Genomic DNA, 21,827 nt, shown 5'->3' on the forward strand with positions numbered 1-21,827 from the left:
AATCATCCGGTAAATCTCTGCCTGAAGATGGTCCACAGCGCCTCTACTCCGTCACGCCACCCGATCTTCTTGCCTTCATCATAGGTCCTGCCGCGGTACGAGATGGGCACTTCCCTGATACTGTAACCTTTCTTCAGGAGTTTCGCGGTGATCTCCGGTTCCAACTCGAACCTGCTGGAACGTATATCAAGCTCCTTCATAACATCGGTCCTGATCATCTTGTAACAAGTCTCCATATCCGTGAGAGAGCTTCCGAACAAAACATTCGTAAGGGAAGTCAGGAACCTGTTGACCATGTAATGCAAAAATGAGGTAGATCTCCAGCCCTCAAGGAACCTGGAGCCGTATACGGCCACGGCTTTCGTCTCTTCGGCGCATTCATACAGCTTGACCATGTCATGCGGTGAATACTCCAGATCGGCATCCTGCACTATCACATAATCACCCGTAGCTTCCCGCAGAGCGGTCCGTATCGATGCGCCTTTACCACTGTTGTTCTGGTGATATATGACCCTGACCTCGTCCTTCCGGTCGCCGAAAAGCTCTTTAAGCAATTCGCGCGTGCCGTCGGTGGACTTATCGTCCACAAGGATGATCTCCTTGTCCAGCTCGATGCCGCGAACGAGCTGCAGTATGTCTTCTATGGTCCTTTTCTCGTTATATACCGGCATAAGCACGGATATTTTCATGTCGTGCTCCTTCGTACTGGAGGACCTAACTGTGGAACTTGAACCGTATCAATGTCCACAAGGCTTCAAACCCGTCCAGCCATCCTATCTTCTTACCTTCTGTATGGTCGCGCCCCCTGTAAGATATAGCCACCTCTTCTATGCTGATGCCGCTTTTAAGAAGCTTCGCGCAAAGTTCAGGATCGAACGCGAACCTTTCGGCATGTATATCTAGACCGCGTATCGTGTCCATCTCCACCATCTTGTAACAGGTATGTATATCCGTTAAAGCGCTGCCGTAAAGGATGTTGGTCATGCTCGTGAAGAACCTGTTGACCGCATAATGGAAAAGGTTGGTCGACCGCCATGTTTCCAGGAACCTCGAACCGAAGACCGCTTTGGCGGAATTGTCCCGCGCCAGGAGGAACATCTTCTCTATGTCCCGGGGGGAATATTCAAGGTCTGCATCCTGCACGATCATGTAATCGCCTGTTGCTTCCCCCAGAGCGGTCCTTACCGCGGCTCCCTTACCCAGGTTCTTCTGGTGATAGAACACTCTCACGTTATCTTTTCCCTCGCCGAACTCTTTCTGAAGGATCTCCCGGGTACCGTCGGTCGAGTTGTCATCGACCAGTATGATCTCTTTATCGACTTCCATCCGCATGACCAGATCGAGAATATCCAGTACCGTGTCCTTCTCGTTATAGACAGGCATCAGCACAGAAAGCTTCATTTCATCCAGCCTTTTTGTTCACCAGAGGCGGTGGATATTACCAACAGGAACGCCAGAACCCAGAACAATATGGATAATTTGAGCGAAAACAGCTGCGTGTCAAAAAAAGCGTGTATAAGAAAAGCACTGAACGCGCCAAAAAGGCCTAGCTGTATCATGTTTATCCTGGTCCGGAGCTCTTCAAAACCCTTGGCCAGGAAATTCCATACCATCCATATGAACGAGCCCAGACCCAATAGGCCTGTTTCCGCCAGTATCTGCAAATAACAGTTATGGGCATATTGAGCGGAAGAATCGGAATATTTCGGGAAGTTATCCATAAAAAGCCCCAGCCCCGTCCCGATGACAGGAGAAGACTCGAACATTGACAACGCTACTTTCCATATCCTGAACCTGCCGGCGTCGCCCCCTTTCTGTATAATAAAGATGAAACGCTGCCTGAGCGCGGGAGTGAAAAGAAGCCCCGCAAGAAACAGCGCTCCCATGATCAGCAAGACCGATCTTGCCCTCCTCTCGGGGATGAAAAGCCCCAGCATCAGGCAGACCGCCAGGAAGGAAACCCACCCTCCCCTTGAATAAGTAAAGGCAACGTTGATTATCATCAGCAGCGCAAGTAACGCGCAAAACACCTTTAGGAGCTTTCTCCTCTCCGAGAAGAACATGCCCATGTTCACGAAGAAAGCGACGACCAGATAAGTGGCAAAATCCGGATGATAGCTGAAGGTGGCCCTCAGGGGCATGCGCCCCCCCACCGGCTTTATGGGAAACCCCCTCAGGAAATCAACTCCGAATATCTTCTGGTATATCCCGTCAATACATACCAAAAAAGCCGATCCCAGGAAAACGTAAATCAGTGGCCTGAGATGCTCTTTCCTGAGGAATATCCTCGCCAGGTAGAAAAGAAGCACACCTTCACCCCACTTGGTGATAAGCGCCCTCAGGCTCTTGCCGACCAGAGGACCGCTCGCAAAAAGTGAAAGCGCCAAGCACAGATAAAAAATAAGTACCGCCAGATTGATCCTGTCAGTAAGAAACCTTTTCACCTCACCCAGAGGGGGTGGCTTCAGAAAAGCCTTTATAAGCATCCCTCCGAGGATGCACCCGAAGGAGATCTCTATGCCGCTGTTTGATATCGGCAGGAAGAAGACCAGGGCGGCAAAAAAGATGAAAATCAGTCTGTCCAGCGTCCCCTGTATCTTGTCCTTGATGGATCTATCCAAAAAATTCAAATCGCCCTCAGCTCTTTCTGTTGATAAAATCCGTTACCGAGCTTATGATATATTCGACCTTTTCATCTGTCAGCTCCGGATATACCGGGAGTGAAAGAACGTGCTCGGCCATTTTCTCCGATACCGGAAAACTGCCTATGGAATACCCCAGGTCCTTATAGCAGGGTTGCAGGTGAAGCGGTACCGGGTAATATACCCTGGCAGCTATTCCCTTATCCTTGAGATACTGCTTAAGCCCGTTCCTGTCATCAACACGCACCGTGTACTGGTGATACGTGTGGATATTGCCCTCAGCTACGGCTGGAATAGTTATATCCAGCCCCGAAAAGGCTTCGTCGTACTTCGCGGCTATTCTCTGCCTGCCGCTGAACCATTCATCAAGTTTGGTAAGCTTGATCCTGAGAATGGCCGCCTGGAGACTGTCCAGGCGTGAATTATATCCTATTTCGTCATGAACATACTGTTCCCGGCTTCCGTGTATACGCAGCTTCTTGACGCGTTCAATAATATCCTCACGTGAAGAAACGACCATACCGCCGTCCCCGAAACCGCCGAGGTTCTTGCTGGGAAAAAAACTGAAGCATCCCGCGTCGCCGAAACTTCCGGCCTTTCTGCCGGTGTGTGTCGCACCGATGGCCTGGGCGCAGTCCTCGACAACTTTGAGCCGGTTCTTTTCCGCAAGATCCATCAAACTGGTCATATCGGCGCACTGCCCGTAAAGATGGACGGGTATTATCGCCTTGACGCTCCTCTTTTCCGATTCGTCCATATTTTCCAGCAATCCCCTGACTTTCTCCGGGTCTATATTGTAGGTATCGGGCTCTATATCAACGAAAACAGGTTTCGCCCCGACCATGGAAATGGATTCGGCCGTCGCGAAAAAAGTAAAAGGCGTGGTGATCACTGTATCACCGGGGCCTATATCCAGCGCTTTTAGCGCGAGTATTATCGCGTCCGTTCCCGAAGCCACTCCCGCGGAATGTGAGACCCCAGTATAATCCGCCACCTCGCTCTCCAGCGCCGCCACCTCCGGCGAGAGAATGAAATACTGGCTTTCGACAACTTTCGCGAGAACCTGGTCTATCTGATCTTTTATCGTCTGGTATTGTGCCTTAAGGTCCAATAACGGTATGTTCATCTTTCTTTCCCTTTCCTCTGCTTTTTGCTTATCATTCATAAGGACTTTCTCCCGTTCTTCAAAATCCTCAATTGCCTTTTGCCCATCCTATGGTCTTTTCAAGGCCCTGTTCAAGACCTACGGTCGGCTGCCATCCCAGTTCTTTTTTCGCTTTGCTGATATCGGGACGTCTCACCTTGGGATCGTTCACAGGAAGGTCCTTGTAAACTATCTCGCTGGAACAGCCTGTTATGGCCTTGATCTTCTTAGCGAAATCAAGAACGCTCATCTCATCAGGATTACCCAGGTTAACAGGTTCGTTGAGGGATGATGACATCAGCTTGACTATCCCTTCGACGAGGTCAGACACGTAACAGAAACTCCTTGTCTGCGACCCGTCACCGTACACCGTAAGAGGTTCATTCTTCAACGCCTGATCAATGAAGGTCGGCACGACCCGACCGTCGTTGTGGCGCATACGTTCACCGTAAGTATTGAATATCCTGGCTATCTTGGTATCGATGCCATGGGTCCTGTGATATGCCAGGGTCAGGGCCTCTCCGAAGCGTTTTGCCTCATCGTAAACCCCTCTGGGCCCTACAGGATTAACGTTGCCCCAGTAGGTCTCAGGCTGCGGGTTGACAAGGGGGTCGCCGTAAACCTCGGACGTAGATGCCAGAAGAAAACCCGCTCCGTGCTCCTTCGCCACTCCGAGAGAATTATGGGTACCTAAAGATCCGACCTTGAGTGTCTTGATCGGATGGTTAAGGTAATCCACCGGGCTGGCGGGAGAGGCAAAATGCAGCACGAAATCTATTTTGCCCTTAACGTAGATATAACGTGAAACATCGTGTTTAATGAACTCGAAATCTTCGTTCCCGGAAAGATGCGCTATGTTCTCAGTATTACCCGTTATAAGGTTATCCATACAGACGACCTTATGTCCATCTTTCAGGAGCTTTTCCGAGAGATGTGACCCGATAAATCCGGCACCTCCGGTCAAAAGTATCCGCATGTTACGATCTCCTCTTTTTTTGCGTTGCGTTTACGGTTGTCTTCCTTGCGTATCAGAAAACGATCCATTACCAGGTAATCGATACCTGTCCCCATAAAGCAATTATAAGCTTCTCCGGGGGTGCATACTATGGGCTCGCCCTTTATGTTGAAGGAGGTATTCACCAGCATCGGGCATCCATGTCGCTGAAAAAACTTCTTGAGAAGACCGTGGAACATGGGGTTTCCGGATTCTGTAACGGTCTGTACCCGCGAGGTATAATCGATATGAGTGACCGCGGCTACCTCCGACCTCCTTATGCGGAGCTTATCCATACCCTTCAGCTTCCCATTGACCGCACCGTTCAGTCTCTTCTGTTCATTAAGGCCTACCGCGAAAAGCATATAAGGACTTTCCCCCCGCATCCGGAAATAATCCCCGCGCCTTTCAAAAAGCACGCTGGGAGCGAAGGGCCTGAACGGCTCCCTGTACTTGACCCTGTCGTTGATCACCGACTGCATCTGCCTGCAGCGGGGATCGGCAAGTATGCTTCTTGAACCCAGGGCTCTGGGACCATACTCCATCCTCCCCTGGAACCATCCGATTATGTTCTGCCCCGCGAGCAGGTCCGCGACAGTATCAAGGAGTTCCTCGGTGTCCATCTTGCGGTGAACTATATCGTTCTCAACAAGATATGCTTCGATCTGTTCCTGGGTGTAGGACGGTCCAAGCAGGCTCATGTTCTGCGCATCGGAAGAACCACTTGTCTTTCTTGCTCCACGGAGGCTGCCGTAATAGGCTGCCAATGCCGCTCCCAGCGCTCCCCCCTCATCTCCGGAGGAGGGTTGTATCCAGATGCCTTCGAAACAACCCTCCTCCAGGAGCTTCCCGTTGGAAACACAGTTCAAGGCAACCGATCCGGCCATACACAGATGCCTGAGACCGGTCTTCTCTTTCGCGCGCAAGACTATGGCCTTGACCGCCATCTCCGTGACGATCTGGACGGACCTGGCCAGGTCCATGTGCTTTTTCTCTATTTTCTCCCAGGGCCTTCTCCGGACTCCGTCGAACAGCTCATCGAATTTACCGTTAGTCAGAGAGTGCACGCATCTTTCGTCGAAATAAGAACCATCTAGGCTGAAAGTGCCGTCCTCTTCTATCTTCAGTATATTGTCAAGTATGGTATCGACATACGTTCCTTCCCCGTAAGGGGCAAGGCCCATGAGCTTATATTCGTCGGCATTGACGCTGAACCCGCAATAATGCGTGAAGGCAGAATAAAGCAGCCCCAGCGAATCCGGGGATCTCATTTCTTCGAGCGTCACCAGGGAATTGCCCCTTCCCAGGGACAAACTGCCGGTCACCTCAGAGGAAATATCGTCAAGTGTCACAACGGCGGCTTGTTCATAAGGCGAAGGATAGAACGCGCTGGAAGCGTGGGATCTATAGTGGTCGATAAAAAGCACCTTTCCCCTGAAACCGAGATCTTCGCGAATGCGTTTTTCCGCGATTTCACGGTTCTCCGTGCCGTGGAAAGCTACCGCGTCCAGTTCTTCTGCGCGTATACCCGCTTCTTTCAGACAGTATCCCGCAGCCCGGCAGGGAAAAGAACCGTCATGCTTTTTTCTGGTGAACCTCTCCTCCTGGGCCGCGGCCACTATCGCGCCGTCCTTGATAAGAGCCGCCGCCGAATCCCGGAAAAAAGCCGAAAGGCCCAATATATAAATGGAACTATTCATCATGATCATTACTTGCGGTGTTTATTTACGAACCACTCCACCGTCTTTTCCAGGCCTTCATGAAAACCCACAAATGACCTGATCTTTAACTTCTCTTTCAGTCTGGTGACATCAGCGAACGTCCTGTCCACATCGCCCGGCCTTCTGGGACCGTGAACGGATTCAATATCCTTGCCCATTATCTTCTTAAGTTCCTCGGCCACTTCATTAACCGAATGGTCAGAACCGCAGGCCACGTTGAGGACCTCTCCTTCGACCCCTTCGGCCTCACAAGCGGCCAGATTGGCATCAACCACGTTGGACACATAGGTAAAATCCCTTGACTGTGAACCATCGCCGTCGATCATGCACGGCTGGTCATTGGAGAGCCTTTCAATAAAAGCCGGGATTACCGCCGAATACTTGGATTCGGGATTCTGCCGGGGACCGAACACGTTGAAATACCTGAGAGAGACCGTTGAAAGCCCCAGGGTCTTGCTGAACATCCTGCAGTAATATTCGGCAGCAAGCTTGCTGACCGCGTAGGGCGATATCGGCTGGGGGGCGAAAGACTCTTGCTGGGGATAATCCCTGCGATCGCCGTAAACGGAACTACTGGAAGCGTACACCACCCTTCTAACACCCGATTCTTTCGCTGCCATTAGAAAGTTCAAAGTACCGTTGACATTTACGTCGTTGGTCGGCACCGGCCTCTCGACGCTCTTGGCAACACTGCGAAGCGCCGCCTGGTGCAGAACGAAATCAATGCCACGAAGAGCTTCCCGCGCGTCCTCTTCGGAACGTATATCACCCTTTCGGAAATCTATTTTCCCCATAAACGGAGCAAGGTTCTCTTCTCTGCCCGTGGAAAGATCATCAAGCACCCTTACGTCCTTGCCCTGCCTGAGGAGTTCCTCGGTGATATTGGAACCTATGAATCCAGCTCCTCCGGTCACCAGATATTTCATTATAAAGTCTCCTTTATCCTTCTACAGTTTTATTATATTGTCCGATTTAATGCTCTTCTCTTCCAGAACGTTCCTTGTATCAAAAACGAGTTTTGAATTACGAACTATCTTCGCATAATCAAGGTCACTATGGTCTGTCGCAATGAGCACTATATCCTGCTTTTTCAGTAGCCCGGGAGTTAGGTTGACGGACCTTGACCTTATCCCTGATATATCCAGATAAGGTATGTACGGGTCGTGATATTTTACCCCGGCTTTTCTCTTCTGGAGCGCGGATATCATGTCAAGTGCGGGAGATTCCCTCAGGTCGTTCACGTCCTTCTTGTAGGTGACCCCGACTACCAGCACCTTGGCATCTTCCAGTTTCTGCCCCCTCTTTTTAAGTATCCTGCCTATCCTCCTGACAACATGGACGGGCATCATGCGATTGATCTGGGCGGCAAGATCGATCATTTCAGTGCGAAATCCCACTGTTCGCGCCTTCCAGGAAAGATACATCGGATCGGCGGGTATGCAGTGGCCTCCTATGCCAGGACCCGGGTAAAAAGGCATGAACCCGAACGGTTTGGTAGATGCGGCACTTATAACCTCCCAAACATCGATATCCAGCTTGTCACAGAGCATGGCGAACTCGTTTATAAGAGCTATGTTGACTATCCTGAAAGTGTTCTCCAGCAGTTTGGTCACCTCCGCGACCTCCGTCTTTGAGACCCCCACCACTTTTTTCACTACTTTCGAGTATAAAAGCTCACCAAGCTTTGTAGAGCTGTCGGTCAACCCGCCCACCACCTTCGGTATATTGGTGAACCCGTATTTCTTGTTGCCCGGATCTATCCTTTCGGGAGAGAACGCAAGAAAGAAGTCCTCATCCAAGACACACCCGCTCTTCAGAAGCTCGGGAAGGATCTTGTCCCTCGTCGTGCCCGGATAGGTTGTACTTTCGACCACTATGAGCTGTCCCGGACGCATCCTTGAACTCAGCGTTTTGCTCGCCCTTATGATGTATGAGATGTCCGGGTCCTTTATCTTCCTTAAAGGCGTGGGAACGCATATTATTATCACGTCCGAGGACGAAAGCACTTTGTCTTTTGTTGTGGGCGTGAATTCCCCTTTTTTAAATATCTTGCGTATCTCCTCGCAGGAGATATCGTTTATGTAGGACTCTTTCTTCCTGAGTTTTCTTATCCTTTTTTCACTGGTATCGAACCCGATGACCGTAAAGCCCTTCTTGCAGAACTCCAGGGCTATGGGCAAACCCACATAACCGAGCCCCACCACGGTGACTACCGCTGTTTTCTCGCGTATTTTTTTCTTTAGAGCGTTAAAATTGTTCATGAACCCGTCCTCACCATTCTATGATCTCAGCCTTCTGTTTAAGAGTTTTCCACCATTTGCGGTTATTCTCGTACCATTCTATGGTCCTTTTGAGGTTTTCCTCAAAGCTTTTTCCCGGGCTCCAGCCGAGCTGTTTGACCTTTGTACTGTCCAGCGCGTAACGCCTGTCATGACCCGGGCGGTCGTTGACATATTCGATCATGTCCCTGCTCTTACCCATGGCGGCGAGTATCTTGTCGGTAAGCTCAAGGTTGCTGAGAAGGTTACCCCCTCCGATATTGTAGATCTGGCCCACATCACCCTTATGCAATACGAGGTCTATCGCACTGCAGTTATCCTCAACATACAGCCAGTCCCTGATATTACCCCCGTCCCCGTAAAGGGGTACTTTACGCGATTCAAGCAGGTTCGTGATAAAAAGCGGGACGACCTTCTCAGGATACTGATATGGCCCGAAATTATTCGAGCTCCTTACAACGACGACCGGCAAGCCGTAGGTCTTATGATAAGAGAGGGCCAGGAGGTCCCCCGCTGCCTTGGTGGCCGAATAAGGGCTTCTGGGAAAGAGCGGATCGGTTTCCTTGGACAGGCCCTCTTCCACGCTTCCATATACCTCATCGGTGCCTATCTGGAGGAACCTGCTGACCTTGGCCCTTCTGGAGGCTTCCAGAAGCGTTTTCACGCCGAGAACGTTGGTCCGGATAAAGTCATCGGGATATTTTATGGACCTGTCGACATGCGTCTCCGCTGCGAAATTGACCACCGCATCAGCGTCACGCACCATGTCATCCACCAGCTTCTCGTCACAGATATCCCCCTGCACGAAAGTATACCTGGAGTCCGCGGCAACATCCTTGAGGTTATCGGGGTTACCGCAGTAGGTCAGCTTATCGAGATTGGTTATACGGGCGTCCTTGTAGCGGCCTAAAAGTAACTTTATGAAATTGGACCCTATGAACCCGCATCCGCCTGTAACAAGTAATCTCATGATATCCCTCCGGAGGATTTTCTTACCTTATCAGCGACCAGCTGGTTGGCCCTCAAAAGGGAATCGAAGGTCCCCGCATCCGTCCACCAACCGTCGATCTTTGAATATTCAAGCTGGTCTTTTTCAAGATACATGTTATTCACGTCAGTTATCTCAAGCTCGCCTCGGTCGGAAGGCTCGAGACTGTCAATAAAATCGAACACCTGATCATCGTACATATAAACACCGCTGACCGCGAAATTTGACTGGGGTTTCTTAGGCTTTTCGTGGATACGCACGATCCTCTCCTGGTCGAATTCCACGACCCCGAACCGTTCCGGGTGTTCCACGTCCTTTAAAAGTACCCTGCCTCCCCGCTCCTGCTCGCTGAAAGCTTTCACTTGATCAGAAATGCCCTTCTCGAGTATATTATCGCCAAGAATGACCACGAGGCGGTCACCTTCCGCGAAATGCCTCGCAAGCCCCAGGGCCTCTGCTATGCCGCCTTCTTTCTCCTGGTAGGCGTAATTGATCCCTTTAAGACCGAACTCATGCCCGTTACCCAAAAGCCGGAGAAAATTGCCGGCATGATCCCCCCCGGTCACCACCATGATCTCGCTTATACCCGCATCCACGAGCGTCCTTATCGGATAATAGATCATGGGTTTGTTATAAACCGGCAGAAGATGCTTGTTGGTTATCTTGGTTAGCGGGAACAGGCGTGTCCCCAGGCCTCCTGCAAGTACTACGCCTTTCATGTCATCTCCCCTGTTTCCTGTCGGTGAACTTACTGATCCTTCTTCCAGTCGAACGGTATATCGTTATCAAAAGCGTCCACCCTGTATTCATCGGGGTCGGACGGGTCATACGGTTCGGTGACCGTATTTATGACCACCGCCTCATCGGCACTTATGCATTTAAACCCGTGATATACTCCGGGCGGTATCTGTATGAGCATGGGATTATCAAGGCTTATTATGTATTCTTCGACCTTGCCGCGAGTGGGCGATCCCTCCCGGCCGTCATAAAGCCCCAGACGCATTTTCCCGCTTATGCAGGTGAAATTGTCGGTCTGCTTCTTATGGTAATGCCAGGCTTTCACTATGCCGGGTAAAGCCGTCGTCATGTACACCTGTCCGAATTTCTGGAAGATATCGTCATCACACCGCAGTATTTCCATTAACCTCCCGCGCTCATCCGGAATAACCTTGAGTTTTTTTACATTGACTCCTTCTATCATCACACTCCCCGCGCGATCAGGAACGCTCCGGGCTTATCTTCCCATGCCCATGTATTTGAACCCCATTGCCTTCATTTTTTCAGGATCATACACGTTCCGCCCGTCCAGCATAACGGGCTGGTTCATCATGTTTTTAACCTTCGAGAAATCTATCTCCTTGAACTCATTCCACTCGGTCATAAGCACAACGCAATCAGCATCCCGCGCCGCCTCGTAGGCGCTTTTGCAATATTCGACCGCTTCTCCCAGTTCCTGCCTGACATTGTCCATGGCGACCGGATCGAAGGCCTTTATCCTGGCGCCCGCTTCAAGCAGTCTTTTGATGAGGTCAATCGACGGAGCGCACCTTATATCATCGGTATTCGGCTTGAATGAAAGCCCCCAGACCCCTATGACCTTCTCCGGAAGGTTCCAGAGCATTTCGGTCATTTTCTTCATGGCGATGTCTTTCTGTTGCTCGTTTATTCTTTCCACTTCCTTGAGCATCCCGAACGAATAACCCATTTTCTCGGATATATGTATGAACGCCTTAAGGTCCTTCGGAAAACATGAACCTCCGAAGCCTATGCCCGCCTTGAGAAAATACCTGTTTATCCTGGAATCAAGCCCTATTCCCTCGGCGACGTCGTTGATATCCGCGCCTACCCTGTCGCATATATTGCTTACTGCATTTATGAACGAGATCTTGGTCGCTAGGAACGAGTTGGAAGCATGCTTGATTATCTCAGCACCCTTGATGTTCGCGACTACTATCCTGGTTTCAAGCGGCTCGTAAAGTTCCCGGAGCAATTTTTCAGCCCTATCCGACTCGACACCGATAACAACCCTGTCCGGAGACATAAAATCCTCGATGGCTGATCCTTCCCGCAAGAACTCGGGATTGGAGGCAACATCGAAATCCGAACCGTTCTTCTTGAAAGTCTCTATGGTGCTTTTCACCCACTCACCCGTTTCAACGGGGACCGTGCTTTTTTCCACGATAAGCTTGTATGAATCCATGTTCTCGGCAACAACCCTGGATACCTTCTCTATACCTGTCAGATCGGCACTGCCATCCTCACGCGGAGGGGTTCCCACGCAGATGAATATCACGTCGCTCGATCTCACCGCCTGAGCTATGTCAGTGGTGAAACTGAGCCGGCCCTTTTCGCGGTTCTTCTTGACCAGCTCTTCCAGTCCCGGCTCGTATATCGGTATGCCGCCTTCGTTGAGTTTCTGTATTTTCTTCTCGTCGTTATCAGAGCAGATAACCTGGTTTCCCAGATCGGCAAAACAGGTCCCGGTGACCAGCCCGACATAACCGGTACCAACTATGGTCAGTTTCATTATAAATACTCCCCCGGTATAATAGTTAAAAATTCTATTATTATTAAGAAGTCCATTTATTTAGAGTGTGATTATAGCACATCACCCCCCTGACCGCAACAGATTCGGGCGGAGATGCGTAAGAATACTATTTAGAAGGGTTTATATCGATTATTACCGGCCGAGCAGTTCCCCGGGGGGCCGTTTCTCGAAAGACCTGTCAAGCCCTATGGGTAAGTCCGGGAAGGCCTTTATCTTGAAGGCCAGCCAGAAAGTAAAATTATCTTCGACAAAATTACTGCCCTTGATGTTGTAAGCAAGTTCAACCTCCCAGCAATGCAGGTCCCGTACGACAGAAAGCTGCTGCTCCTCCACGCTGTTATCCTGCAGGTCATATCTCTGGTAGAGACCGACCTTCCATTTGGGATTGAACCTGTAGCTCATATCATAGGTAAGCTGGTTACGAGGCACCGGTGCCATGTGTTCGTATCGGTATCCGAAAGCCATGTCGAAAGAATCGAACGGGTTGAGGGAAAACTCCACGCTTGCGCTTTTTATGGACTCCGAATGGGGTGTTATTTCCAGCTTGTTCTGTATAAAGAACCAGCTGTAGGGCCGGAGTTCAAGATCGAACTTCAGGTCCTCGAAATCCCCGCCGTCCTCCAGTCCCAGACTTTTCTTCTTCATCCTGAAGCGGTAATCCACGCTGGTCAAGAACCTCAACAGATCAACCGATTTCATCTGGCCGTTGATCTTGCGCTTGGTCTGCAGCTTGCTCTCAAGCCCCAGATTCACGACGTTATCCTTGTCGATCGCATCGATGCTATCCATCTGAAAAAGCTTGTTCTTATCAATTGTGGGATCAAAACGGTGAAAATACGTCATCTTCGGTACAACTATATGCCGCAACCCGTTGATATCAAGCCCCAGGGCATCCGTGTGATAATCGTAAACACGGTGAAAACGCGAGAATACATCCACACCCGCGGACATTATCATGCGTGCAGCACCTTCTGAATCATTTTTGCGCTTGGAATAAAGCGTGCCACGGAATTCACCGAAGGGCGTCACGTTGACCGGACCAAGTTTGGTCACATAAGAGAACTTGTGATACGTGTCCAGCCTTTCGGTTTTTTCTGTGGGCTGCGCCAGGAAAGCGTAATCCTTTTCAAAAGCCGTGGCGCTCCAGACCGACCTGTAGTAAAGAGGTGTTTTCCATAGACGCTGGTCCGGTATATCAAGTTTGACCTCCGGCAATTTCTGTGTAACGGTGAAGAAATCGTTGAACCTCTTGTTAGCAAGAAGACTGAAGGTATAATTTTGTTTGGAGGATATCACCGACACGTAATTGGGCGGAATGCGGTTGTTCTGCTCATATTCGTTGTAGTAATAATCCTTCAGGAAATACTCGTCGCTCAGCTTGTTGAACTCAAGCACACCCACGGTCTCAGGCTCAAAATCTATCCTGTGTTTCCACTGGAACCTTTTCCTGAGCTCCGCCTCGGTGGTCTCTCCGTCACGGAAAGCGCTTTTCTCATATGTGCCGAAATCGTTCTGGTGCACAAAATAAGCGCGGAAAAGACCTTCACCGAGACCCTTCAGGGAAAAGTCTGACATGTTGTAGTAAAAATCCAGCCCCTCGGCGAACCCTTTCTTGGTCCTGTAGTCAAGCAGCAGGTCCACCTTGCTTTTGCCCTTGACATAGAAGCGCCAGGCGGAAAGCAGAAAATAGCCCCAGTCCTTGTTGAGGCCGGGTATGAACTGGACCTTGGCGCGGGTCTGTATGATGGGATGGTAATAATAAGGGAACCACATGACCGGCACTTTGCCTATATAGGCTACCACGTTCTTGGCTATCACCTTATCGTCCGGGAAGACGCGTATCTCATCGGCAGCTATCCTGTAATGGGGCTCATCCAGATCACAGGTCGTAACAAACCCCTTTCGCAGGAGATATTCGTTCTCGGCGACCTTCCCGGTCTGTTCGGCCTGGCCGAACCATGGAAAGGCATCCAGCTGCCCGCCGATTATCTCGCCTTCTTTTTTGTTGAAATCATACCGTATCCGTTCACCGGTGAGAACACCTTCTGGGTGTTTTATGCTGACATTCCCCTCACAAAGCGCTATACGGGTCCTTGTGTTGACCTCTATATTATCGCACTTAAGCACAACATCACCGTAAGTGATCGAAACGTTCCCGTCGGCTACGATCCTGCCCTCCCCTTCGAAATACTCGACCTTGTCGCCGTCGACTATGATCGGCTGCCCCTTTTTCAGGTGCTTGCTTATCTCCCCCTCTGGCAGGGGCATTTCATCGCGAGCTCCGGGCGCTTCCGGTGCGGGCTTATCCTTTTGCGCCTCTCCGGGCTTTACCGATTCAGCGGGTTCGGGTCTTTCCTTTTCGGGGGCTTTTTCCTCTTCGCGCGGAGCTTCCGCGGGCTTCTCCTTTTCTTCCGCTTTCTTCGCGGGTTCAACCCGCCTCGGCACAGGAGCGGCTTCTTCTATCTCTTCCTTTTTAGGTTCTGGCTTCTTTTTCTTGAGGGCTTTTTCCTCTTTTTTCCTTCTACGGGCTTCTTTTTCAGCACGTTTCTTTTCTTCGCGTTTCCTTTCCAGATACTCCTGGTATTTCTCGTATTCACGTTCCTCTACCTCAAGCTGTTCGAGGAAGGCTTTTGCGAGCGGGTTGCCGGGATCGACCTTAAGAGCTTTCTCTCCGTAACGGCGCGCGGCCCTGTATTTATGTTCGCCTCTTTCCTTGCGCCCCTTTTCCAGGAGCTGATACACCTTCTGTATGCGCCTGCTTTCCTTTTCCCTTTCCCGGGCTTTTCTGCGCATCTCTTCCTGGAGAGACTCGACACTGTCCTGGGCCTGCGCGACACTACCGGAAGGAGTGACGCTGAAGGAGAACACCACCATCAACAATAATGAAACGATCTTTCGTGCTTTTGTCATCTTAGTCATATACAACACCTTGGATTTCTTATGATTATACCTGGCATACCCTGTTACGGCCAGCTCTTTTTGCCTTGTAAAGCGCAGTGTCGGCTTTCTCTATCAGTGACTCGACCTGCTCACCATCCTCCGGATAGGTCGAAACACCTATACTTACGGTTACTTTGACCTTTTCATCGAACGCTTTTATCTCTTTGGATTCAACGGATTTACGTAAGCGCTCGGCAACGCTTAAAGCCAGTTCTTTCGTGGTCTCAGGCAGGACCACGCAGAATTCCTCCCCGCCATACCTTGCTATCATGTCAACTTCCCTCACCGAACTTTTCAGTTTTTCCGCTATCTTCTTAAGCACCGCATCCCCTACCAGATGACCGTGCCTGTCGTTGCACTGCTTGAAATGGTCAACATCGACCATGGCCAGGGAAAAAGAAAGCCCCAGCCTCTGCGCGCGGTCCACCTCTTCCTTGAGCCGGTCCATCAGATATCTTCTCAGGTAGACCTCAGTAAGTCCGTCGATTATGGAAAGTTCCTGTACCTGTTCGTAAAGTTCGACTTTTCTGTATTCAAGTGCTATCTGCGGAAGAAGTATGCGGAACCTGCCGTAACTGGATTTGGAAGCGCCCTCGATGGCAAGGACAGCCGCCAGCTCATCACCCGAAAAAAGAGGGAACGCCATAAAAGTGTCTTCCCTTACGTTGAGCGAATCGAAAAGCCCCCCATCTTCCTCGCGTGCAATGAAAAAAGGCTTGTTATCCCTTTCCCTGCAAATACGGGACACTCCTTCATAATCAAGGACTTTTTCCTCGTTTTCGTAATAATCGGCATCTCCTGTATCCTTTGATATGCCTTTGGAGAACTTGCCTTTGCTGTAGACAAGAAGATGCATCACTTCTATACGGAAGTTCTCGCCCAGGAACGCGAAAAGGGCGTTATGAAGGTCTTTGAACTTGAGCGCTGGCGCCAGCTGTTTGGTTATTTCATAAAGGCGAGACATGCGGTTGAGTTCGTTCTCTATCTTCCTCCCCCTTCGGTCTATAACATCAAGTTCATTGACTATGTTGTTATACCTCAGCTCTTCGGACCTGACGTTGGATTCATGATACGAAAGAAAAATGTCATAAAGCCATTTGACCAGGAAATTGGTCCCCGCGCACGCGGCAAAAACAGCGGCCATCACTGCGACATCCACCGGGTTCAGTATATCCATGAACAGATAAAACAGCAAAAACACGAGATTGGCGAGGAAAAGCGCACCCACCACTAGCGGCGTAACAAAATAAGGCGCCACCATGAAAACGAGACCGATCATGAAAAGAACAAGATACTCATCCCCCTGGGGATACTTGTAACATAACCAGCTGATCAGCATCAGCATGAAGTTAATACCGCTAATTATGGACGTCCTTATCTTGAACATACCTGGTTCTTGCCTTTTGCTTTCGCCCCGTAAAGCCGTTTATCCGCTTCCCAGATTATATCATCCTTGAGTTTGGCATCCTCTGGGAACATCGCCACTCCTATTGAAACGGTAACGAACTGTTTTTCCCTTCTGAGAACTATGGGTTTTTTCTCTATTTCCCTGCGCAGATCTTCGGCCAGCTGTTCGGCTTCTTCCCGGCCGGAATTGAGCGAAAGGAATACGAACTCCTCCCCTCCGTACCTGCCTACTATGTCTCCCGGGGAAGCTTTTGAGAGAAGTATGCGCCCTATGTTCTTGAGCACGGCGTCACCCGCTATATGTCCGTGCTGGTCGTTAAAGTCCTTGAAATCGTCTATATCGATCATAAGAAGAGCAAGCTGCCTGTTCCCCAGAAGCGTCCTCTTGAGCTCCCCCTGCATGCGCTCCATAAAATACCTGCGCACAAAAAGTCCGGTAAGACTGTCTCTTATAGCCAGCTCCTCGGTCTGGCGATACAGCCGCGCGTTCTCCATGGCTACGGCTCCGAGCTCCCCGATGATGTCGAGTATCCTCAGTTCGTGCTGCCCGAAGGCGGACTGCTCGGGACTGTCGACCCTTAAAAGGCCCATTACGTTGCCTTCTATTATCAGTGGCTTGCTGATAAGCGATATAAAATCCTCCTCAGCCTCCTCATTCTCAACGCTGAAACGGAAATCCTTCCCGATATCCCGCACAAGCAGGCTTTTAACGTTCTTCATGACCCACCTGTCGAAAATACCCCCCTTCTTCATCGAAGTAGGCGCCCTTTTTCTGCCTTTAAGGGCGTAAGCAAGGTTAAGCTCGTTATGGGCTTCATCCACCATGTACAGAAGCACCCTTTTCTCGCCTTTCTCCCCCCCGAACATCTCCAGCGTCTTTTTAACGGTGAGTTTGACGATCTCATCTTCAGAGAGTGATGAGCTGAGGTTATCGGCGATGTTCTTAAGCCCGAGGAGGCTGTTCACTTTTTCGGCCATAGCCGCAACTTCAGCACGGCGGCTGTTCATGTGGTTGGTTATGAGATTGATATCCTCCTGGACCTTTTCCATGGTGACGGTATAGCCCTGGTTGGAAACGTTTATCTTCCTGGAGATATAATATCCGGTGAAACTGTTGATGAAAAAAGCCAGTATGAGCACACTGTAATAATAGGGATTAAGCGCCGTAAGAGGTTTATAGAGGAAGATCATCGCTATGAGAAAAGAGGAAAGCCCCCCGAGTACCCCCGTGGAGACCCAGAAGAACATTATCACGAGGCTCATCATTATCATTATCCCCAGGACAATGAATTCAAGGTGCTGGATATAACCCCTGAGGGCAGGGACCACCTCAATGAGCAAATAAAGCAGCCCCGTAAAGAGGATGACCGAAACAGGTACAAGGAGGTTCCTTTTCGTAAAAGGAGTCATTGAATAGCCTAGATAATTGTTTTTTCGGTCGCCTTGTCGAAGAAGTGTATCTTGCCCATGTCGAAGACGACATCCATGTCCTGGTTTATCTGGGGATTGGCATCCCCGGATATCCTTGCGGAAAGCATATGTTTACCGGTATTAAGGTGCACGTACACTTCCGAACCGAGATGTTCGACAACCTCACAGGTCATCGTCACTATGTTCTCCGGAGGAGCTTCGGAAACAAAGAGCTTGTCGTAGATATCCTCGCTCCTGACCCCCAGGATAACGCGTTTTTCGATGTAATCTTCAAGCGCATCGTACATGCCCTCGACTATCCTTATGCGAAAATTACCCTCGTCAAAGTAAAGCCTTCTTTCCTTTTTGATGATCTTCCCCTCGAGGAAATTCATCGGGGGCGCGCCGATGAAACTAGCTACGAACTTGTTGACCGGCTGATTGTATACGTTCGTGGGAGTGTCTATCTGCTGGATAACCCCGTCCTTCATGACGACTATCCTGTCACCCAGGGTCATCGCCTCGGTCTGGTCGTGCGTGACATAGACCATCGTGGCCTGGAGCCTGATATGCAGGCGGTGGAGTTCCATCCTCATCTGCACTCTCAGCTTGGCGTCAAGGTTGCTGAGAGGTTCGTCAAACAGAAAGACCATGGGCTTACGAACTATCGCCCGGCCTACCGCGACACGCTGGCGCTGTCCGCCGGAAAGTTCCTTGGGTCTACGGTTAAGAAGTTTCTCAAGACCAAGTATGCCCGCCGATTCCTTTACGCGCGAATCGATCTCATCCTTGGGATATTTCTTGAGCTTGAGGCCGAAAGCCATGTTTTCGTAAACGGTCATATGCGGATAAAGCGCATAGTTCTGGAAGACCATGGCTATATCCCTGTCCTTGGGCGGGATATGGTTGACCCTTCTGTTACCGATGAAAATGTCGCCTTCGGAGGTATCTTCAAGACCGGCGATCAACCTCAAAGTGGTCGATTTACCACAACCGGAAGGACCGACCAGAACAACGAATTCCTTGTTCTCAACACCGAAATTCACGTTATTTACCGCGAGTACTCCTCCCGGAAAAACCTTGCTGACATTCCTTAAACTGACTTGAGCCATTTCACCACCTTTGACTGGTATATAATATTAAAGAAAAGTGTTATCTTTATATACAATATCTGAGTTCAAATGTCAAGCCTGAGCCTTCTCCGGATCCATGCTCAGGTAATCGAACAGTTTGGTAAGTGTCTCCCTCATATCCCTTCTGTGGACTATACGATCGATAAGGCCGTGTTCCAAGAGAAATTCCGAACTTTGGAACCCTTCGGGCAGTTCCTGTTTAATGGTCTGCTGGATGACCCTGGGACCGGTAAAACCGATAAGCGCCTTGGGTTCGGCTATTATGATATCGCCCAACGAAGCGAAACTGGCCATGACACCCGCCATAGTGGGATTGGTGAGCACGGAGATAAAAAGGCCGCCGCTTCTGTTAAGTTTATCCAGCGCAGCACTGGTTTTAGCCATCTGCATCAGGGAGAGCATCCCCTCGTACATCCTAGCTCCCCCGCCCGAACCGGAAACGATCACAAGAGGGATCCTTTCCTTCTGGGCATGTTCTATGATCCTTGTTATCTTCTCCCCCACGACCGAACCCATGGAACCCATGATAAAACGGGAATCGGTAGCCCCGAGAGCGACGCGTCTTCCGTTTATCTTTGCCTCGCCGACCACTGCCGCGTCCTTAAGACCGGTCGTTTTCTGGTCTTTCTTGATCTTTGTTGGATAATCGCTGGGCCCCTTGAACTTGAGGGGATCCTTGCTCGTCATCCCCTTGCAGATCTCCTGGAAGGAACCCGTGTCGACCATGCTCTGTATCCTCTCATGCGCGCCCATCCGGAAATGGTAATCGCATTTGGGACAAACCTCAAGGTTATCCTTGAGCGTCTTGTTGTAAAGCATCTCACCGCACTCGGGGCACTTCGTCCACAATCCCCCGGGGATATCTTTTTTTCGAGCTCTGCCGAATATGGGTTTTTTGGAGAAAAAAGCCATGATTGACTGCCTTTTATGTTGTAACCTTCAACTGCTCGAACTTGTTTATGACCAGTCCCGTAAGAAGTTTCGGATAAAAATAAGTGGATTTTTGCGGCATCATCTCTCTGTGCTCGGCCACTGATTTGAGCTGTTCCACTCTCGTGGGATTAAGGAAAAAAGCCGCGTCGTGACTGCCCGCGTCGACAAGTTTACCTGCCTCCTCCGGCATCTTGACGTAAGTTATGTTGCCCTCTTTGGCGCTCACCCCTAGTATTTTCTCGAAAACAGCCGAATGGAGGATGCTTACGTCCAGGCTTTTCCAGTCCCCGGTCTTCTCCTCTTCTATAAGATCAAGGAGCGCCTTCCTGTCGCTGGACTTCATTAAGAGATATTCTCCGCCGCCGTAATACCCGAAAGCCTGCCCATCGCGGCTTTCCCGTTCGAGGGAGTCCATGAGCTCACTAAGCGTGGAAAACCCTGTGACGGTAAAATACTCTTTAAGCTTCCCCGAAAGTTCCTCATCGTCGGAGACCGGCATTTCCTTGACCGCCCTGTGCGTCGCCATGACAGTGAGGTTTTCCGGATCGGCCATATCCGTGAAGTACATCATTACATAATCGGCGCTGCCGTCATAATCATCTTCCTGCCTGCGCATGTCACGGTACATCTTGGCCACTTCATATCTGTGGTGTCCGTCGGCTATGAACAGGTTCTTGCCGACCATCCAGTCAACTATTTTCCGGATCTCCTCGCTTCCGGAGAGTTTCCAGAGAGCGTGTCTCACTCCGGAAACAGTTATGTCTATGATCGGTTCGGACTCCCGGGTCGCCGACTCCAGCACATTCTTAATTTTCCCCTCAGAATCATTGTAAAGACTGAATATGGGGCTCAGGTTGCTTTCGACCTGTTTTATCAGGTTCATCCTGTCTTCTTTGGGCTTCGCCAGAGTGTTCTCGTGCGGAAGCAGCTCATCCGACCCGGTTTCGCCGATCTTCATCAGGCCGATGAAACCCAGCCTGCTGCAGCGGATGCCCCGGTATTCGTATTCCTGCAGATACACGTAAAAGGAATCGGTATCATCGGCAGCAAGTATCCCCTCCTGCTGCCACTGTTCAAGATATTCCTTGGCACGTGTGTATTTATTATCCCGGGCGTCGTCCTCCCCGGATGCCTTGCCGAGTATAAGGCGGATAATATTATAAGGGCTTTTTTCATACAACTGATCGCGTTCCCCGGGAGAGATAACATCATAAGGCGGGGCGACCACACCGGAATAATCACCCTCTATTTTCTTTTGGCTGTAAAGAAGCCCCCTGAAAGGTCTTATTTCTGCCATAGTACCAACTTTCCTAATAAGATACCGAAAACTATACCGCCTATATTGGCGGCAAGGTCCCCTGGGTTAGCGTCCCTGCCGGGAACATACCGCTGGACCAGTTCCATTAAAATACCATATACGCCGCCCAATATCAACGTTAATAAGATATTTTTGGTGGAAAAACTCCTTCCTGACCGGTAAAGGCCCCGGGCAATAAGGACGGAAAGCACGGTATATTCGAAAAAATGAGCGATCTTATCGAAATAACCAACGGTTATAGCCGGCAGTGACCTGTAGGGCAGTACCGAAAAAACCAGTATCACCGTGCCCCACATAAGCGTAGGCAACCAGGCGAAGAACTTGTTCTCTTCCTTAAGCCAATCAAGCATGTCAACCTCCGTAATAGGGA

General features: G+C 50.2%; 19 protein-coding genes. All 19 read right to left on the reverse strand.

Going from position 1 to position 21,827, the window contains the following annotated elements; all coding sequences use genetic code 11:
• Nucleotides 1-2 precede the first annotated feature (2 nt).
• Complete coding sequence (locus GF409_03890) at nt 3-689, reverse strand: glycosyltransferase (GenBank protein MBD3426358.1); 687 nt, start codon at nt 687-689, stop codon at nt 3-5.
• Between the two features lie 25 nt (nt 690-714).
• On the reverse strand, nt 715-1,401 hold the full coding sequence (locus GF409_03895) for a glycosyltransferase (protein MBD3426359.1): 687 nt from the start codon (nt 1,399-1,401) through the stop codon (nt 715-717).
• Entirely contained in the window at nt 1,398-2,630 is a 1,233-nt protein-coding gene (locus tag GF409_03900; GenBank protein ID MBD3426360.1) for a hypothetical protein, read from the reverse strand. The genes GF409_03895 and GF409_03900 overlap by 4 nt, the downstream gene beginning before the upstream one ends.
• Nucleotides 2,631-2,637: 7 nt before the next feature.
• Nucleotides 2,638-3,768, reverse strand: coding sequence for an aminotransferase class I/II-fold pyridoxal phosphate-dependent enzyme (locus GF409_03905; protein MBD3426361.1), 1,131 nt, complete (start codon nt 3,766-3,768; stop codon nt 2,638-2,640).
• A gap of 67 nt (nt 3,769-3,835) precedes the next feature.
• Nucleotides 3,836-4,762 (reverse strand): NAD-dependent epimerase/dehydratase family protein, encoded by a 927-nt coding sequence (locus tag GF409_03910; protein ID MBD3426362.1) that lies wholly within the window; start codon nt 4,760-4,762, stop codon nt 3,836-3,838.
• The gene (locus GF409_03915) at nt 4,747-6,468 is read right to left on the reverse strand and encodes a hypothetical protein (protein MBD3426363.1); all 1,722 of its coding nucleotides are present in this window, start codon (nt 6,466-6,468) and stop codon (nt 4,747-4,749) included. The genes GF409_03910 and GF409_03915 overlap by 16 nt, the downstream gene beginning before the upstream one ends.
• A 20-nt stretch (nt 6,469-6,488) precedes the next feature.
• On the reverse strand, nt 6,489-7,427 hold the full coding sequence (locus tag GF409_03920; GenBank protein ID MBD3426364.1) for an NAD-dependent epimerase/dehydratase family protein: 939 nt from the start codon (nt 7,425-7,427) through the stop codon (nt 6,489-6,491).
• 21 nt (nt 7,428-7,448) lie between these two features.
• Entirely contained in the window at nt 7,449-8,762 is a 1,314-nt protein-coding gene (locus GF409_03925; GenBank protein ID MBD3426365.1) for a nucleotide sugar dehydrogenase, read from the reverse strand.
• A 10-nt stretch (nt 8,763-8,772) separates the two neighbouring features.
• Complete coding sequence (gene rfbB, locus GF409_03930) at nt 8,773-9,750, reverse strand: dTDP-glucose 4,6-dehydratase (GenBank protein ID MBD3426366.1); 978 nt, start codon at nt 9,748-9,750, stop codon at nt 8,773-8,775.
• Entirely contained in the window at nt 9,747-10,487 is a 741-nt protein-coding gene (locus GF409_03935) for an NTP transferase domain-containing protein (protein MBD3426367.1), read from the reverse strand. The genes rfbB and GF409_03935 overlap by 4 nt, the downstream gene beginning before the upstream one ends.
• Before the next feature lie 29 nt (nt 10,488-10,516).
• Nucleotides 10,517-10,969 carry a dTDP-4-dehydrorhamnose 3,5-epimerase gene (locus GF409_03940; protein ID MBD3426368.1) on the reverse strand — a complete coding sequence of 151 codons (453 nt, stop codon included), beginning with the start codon at nt 10,967-10,969 and terminating at the stop codon, nt 10,517-10,519.
• A gap of 33 nt (nt 10,970-11,002) precedes the next feature.
• Nucleotides 11,003-12,295, reverse strand: coding sequence for a nucleotide sugar dehydrogenase (locus tag GF409_03945; GenBank protein ID MBD3426369.1), 1,293 nt, complete (start codon nt 12,293-12,295; stop codon nt 11,003-11,005).
• 153 nt (nt 12,296-12,448) lie between these two features.
• The gene (lptD, locus tag GF409_03950) at nt 12,449-15,235 is read right to left on the reverse strand and encodes an LPS assembly protein LptD (protein ID MBD3426370.1); all 2,787 of its coding nucleotides are present in this window, start codon (nt 15,233-15,235) and stop codon (nt 12,449-12,451) included.
• 25 nt (nt 15,236-15,260) lie between these two features.
• The gene (locus GF409_03955) at nt 15,261-16,643 is read right to left on the reverse strand and encodes a diguanylate cyclase (GenBank protein ID MBD3426371.1); all 1,383 of its coding nucleotides are present in this window, start codon (nt 16,641-16,643) and stop codon (nt 15,261-15,263) included.
• A complete protein-coding gene (locus GF409_03960) occupies nt 16,631-18,073 on the reverse strand; it encodes a diguanylate cyclase (protein ID MBD3426372.1) in 1,443 nt (480 codons plus the stop codon). The genes GF409_03955 and GF409_03960 overlap by 13 nt, the downstream gene beginning before the upstream one ends.
• Before the next feature lie 8 nt (nt 18,074-18,081).
• A complete protein-coding gene (ugpC, locus tag GF409_03965; protein ID MBD3426373.1) occupies nt 18,082-19,185 on the reverse strand; it encodes a sn-glycerol-3-phosphate ABC transporter ATP-binding protein UgpC in 1,104 nt (367 codons plus the stop codon).
• Between the two features lie 72 nt (nt 19,186-19,257).
• Nucleotides 19,258-20,118: an acetyl-CoA carboxylase carboxyltransferase subunit beta gene (locus GF409_03970; GenBank protein MBD3426374.1), complete on the reverse strand. Its 861-nt coding sequence runs from the start codon at nt 20,116-20,118 to the stop codon at nt 19,258-19,260.
• 13 nt (nt 20,119-20,131) lie between these two features.
• Nucleotides 20,132-21,436, reverse strand: coding sequence for a DUF1015 family protein (locus GF409_03975; GenBank protein ID MBD3426375.1), 1,305 nt, complete (start codon nt 21,434-21,436; stop codon nt 20,132-20,134).
• Nucleotides 21,424-21,807 carry a hypothetical protein gene (locus GF409_03980; protein ID MBD3426376.1) on the reverse strand — a complete coding sequence of 128 codons (384 nt, stop codon included), beginning with the start codon at nt 21,805-21,807 and terminating at the stop codon, nt 21,424-21,426. The genes GF409_03975 and GF409_03980 overlap by 13 nt, the downstream gene beginning before the upstream one ends.
• Nucleotides 21,808-21,827: the final 20 nt, after the last annotated feature.

The organism is Candidatus Omnitrophota bacterium, assembly GCA_014728045.1.
GTDB lineage: Bacteria > Omnitrophota > Gorgyraeia > Tantalellales > Tantalellaceae > WJMH01.

Coding starts and splice junctions, on each gene's coding strand:
- GF409_03980 (MBD3426376.1), bottom strand. CDS start 21,807: ATGCTTGATTGGCTTAAGGAAGAGAACAAGTTCTTCGCCTGGTTGCCT.
- GF409_03890 (MBD3426358.1), bottom strand. CDS start 689: ATGAAAATATCCGTGCTTATGCCGGTATATAACGAGAAAAGGACCATA.
- GF409_03910 (MBD3426362.1), bottom strand. CDS start 4,762: ATGCGGATACTTTTGACCGGAGGTGCCGGATTTATCGGGTCACATCTC.
- GF409_03895 (MBD3426359.1), bottom strand. CDS start 1,401: ATGAAGCTTTCTGTGCTGATGCCTGTCTATAACGAGAAGGACACGGTA.
- ugpC (MBD3426373.1), bottom strand. CDS start 19,185: ATGGCTCAAGTCAGTTTAAGGAATGTCAGCAAGGTTTTTCCGGGAGGA.
- lptD (MBD3426370.1), bottom strand. CDS start 15,235: ATGACTAAGATGACAAAAGCACGAAAGATCGTTTCATTATTGTTGATG.
- GF409_03975 (MBD3426375.1), bottom strand. CDS start 21,436: ATGGCAGAAATAAGACCTTTCAGGGGGCTTCTTTACAGCCAAAAGAAA.
- GF409_03945 (MBD3426369.1), bottom strand. CDS start 12,295: ATGAAACTGACCATAGTTGGTACCGGTTATGTCGGGCTGGTCACCGGG.
- GF409_03940 (MBD3426368.1), bottom strand. CDS start 10,969: ATGATAGAAGGAGTCAATGTAAAAAAACTCAAGGTTATTCCGGATGAG.
- GF409_03970 (MBD3426374.1), bottom strand. CDS start 20,118: ATGGCTTTTTTCTCCAAAAAACCCATATTCGGCAGAGCTCGAAAAAAA.
- GF409_03925 (MBD3426365.1), bottom strand. CDS start 8,762: ATGAACAATTTTAACGCTCTAAAGAAAAAAATACGCGAGAAAACAGCG.
- GF409_03955 (MBD3426371.1), bottom strand. CDS start 16,643: ATGTTCAAGATAAGGACGTCCATAATTAGCGGTATTAACTTCATGCTG.
- GF409_03905 (MBD3426361.1), bottom strand. CDS start 3,768: ATGAACATACCGTTATTGGACCTTAAGGCACAATACCAGACGATAAAA.
- GF409_03920 (MBD3426364.1), bottom strand. CDS start 7,427: ATGAAATATCTGGTGACCGGAGGAGCTGGATTCATAGGTTCCAATATC.
- GF409_03935 (MBD3426367.1), bottom strand. CDS start 10,487: ATGAAAGGCGTAGTACTTGCAGGAGGCCTGGGGACACGCCTGTTCCCG.
- GF409_03960 (MBD3426372.1), bottom strand. CDS start 18,073: ATGACTCCTTTTACGAAAAGGAACCTCCTTGTACCTGTTTCGGTCATC.
- rfbB (MBD3426366.1), bottom strand. CDS start 9,750: ATGAGATTACTTGTTACAGGCGGATGCGGGTTCATAGGGTCCAATTTC.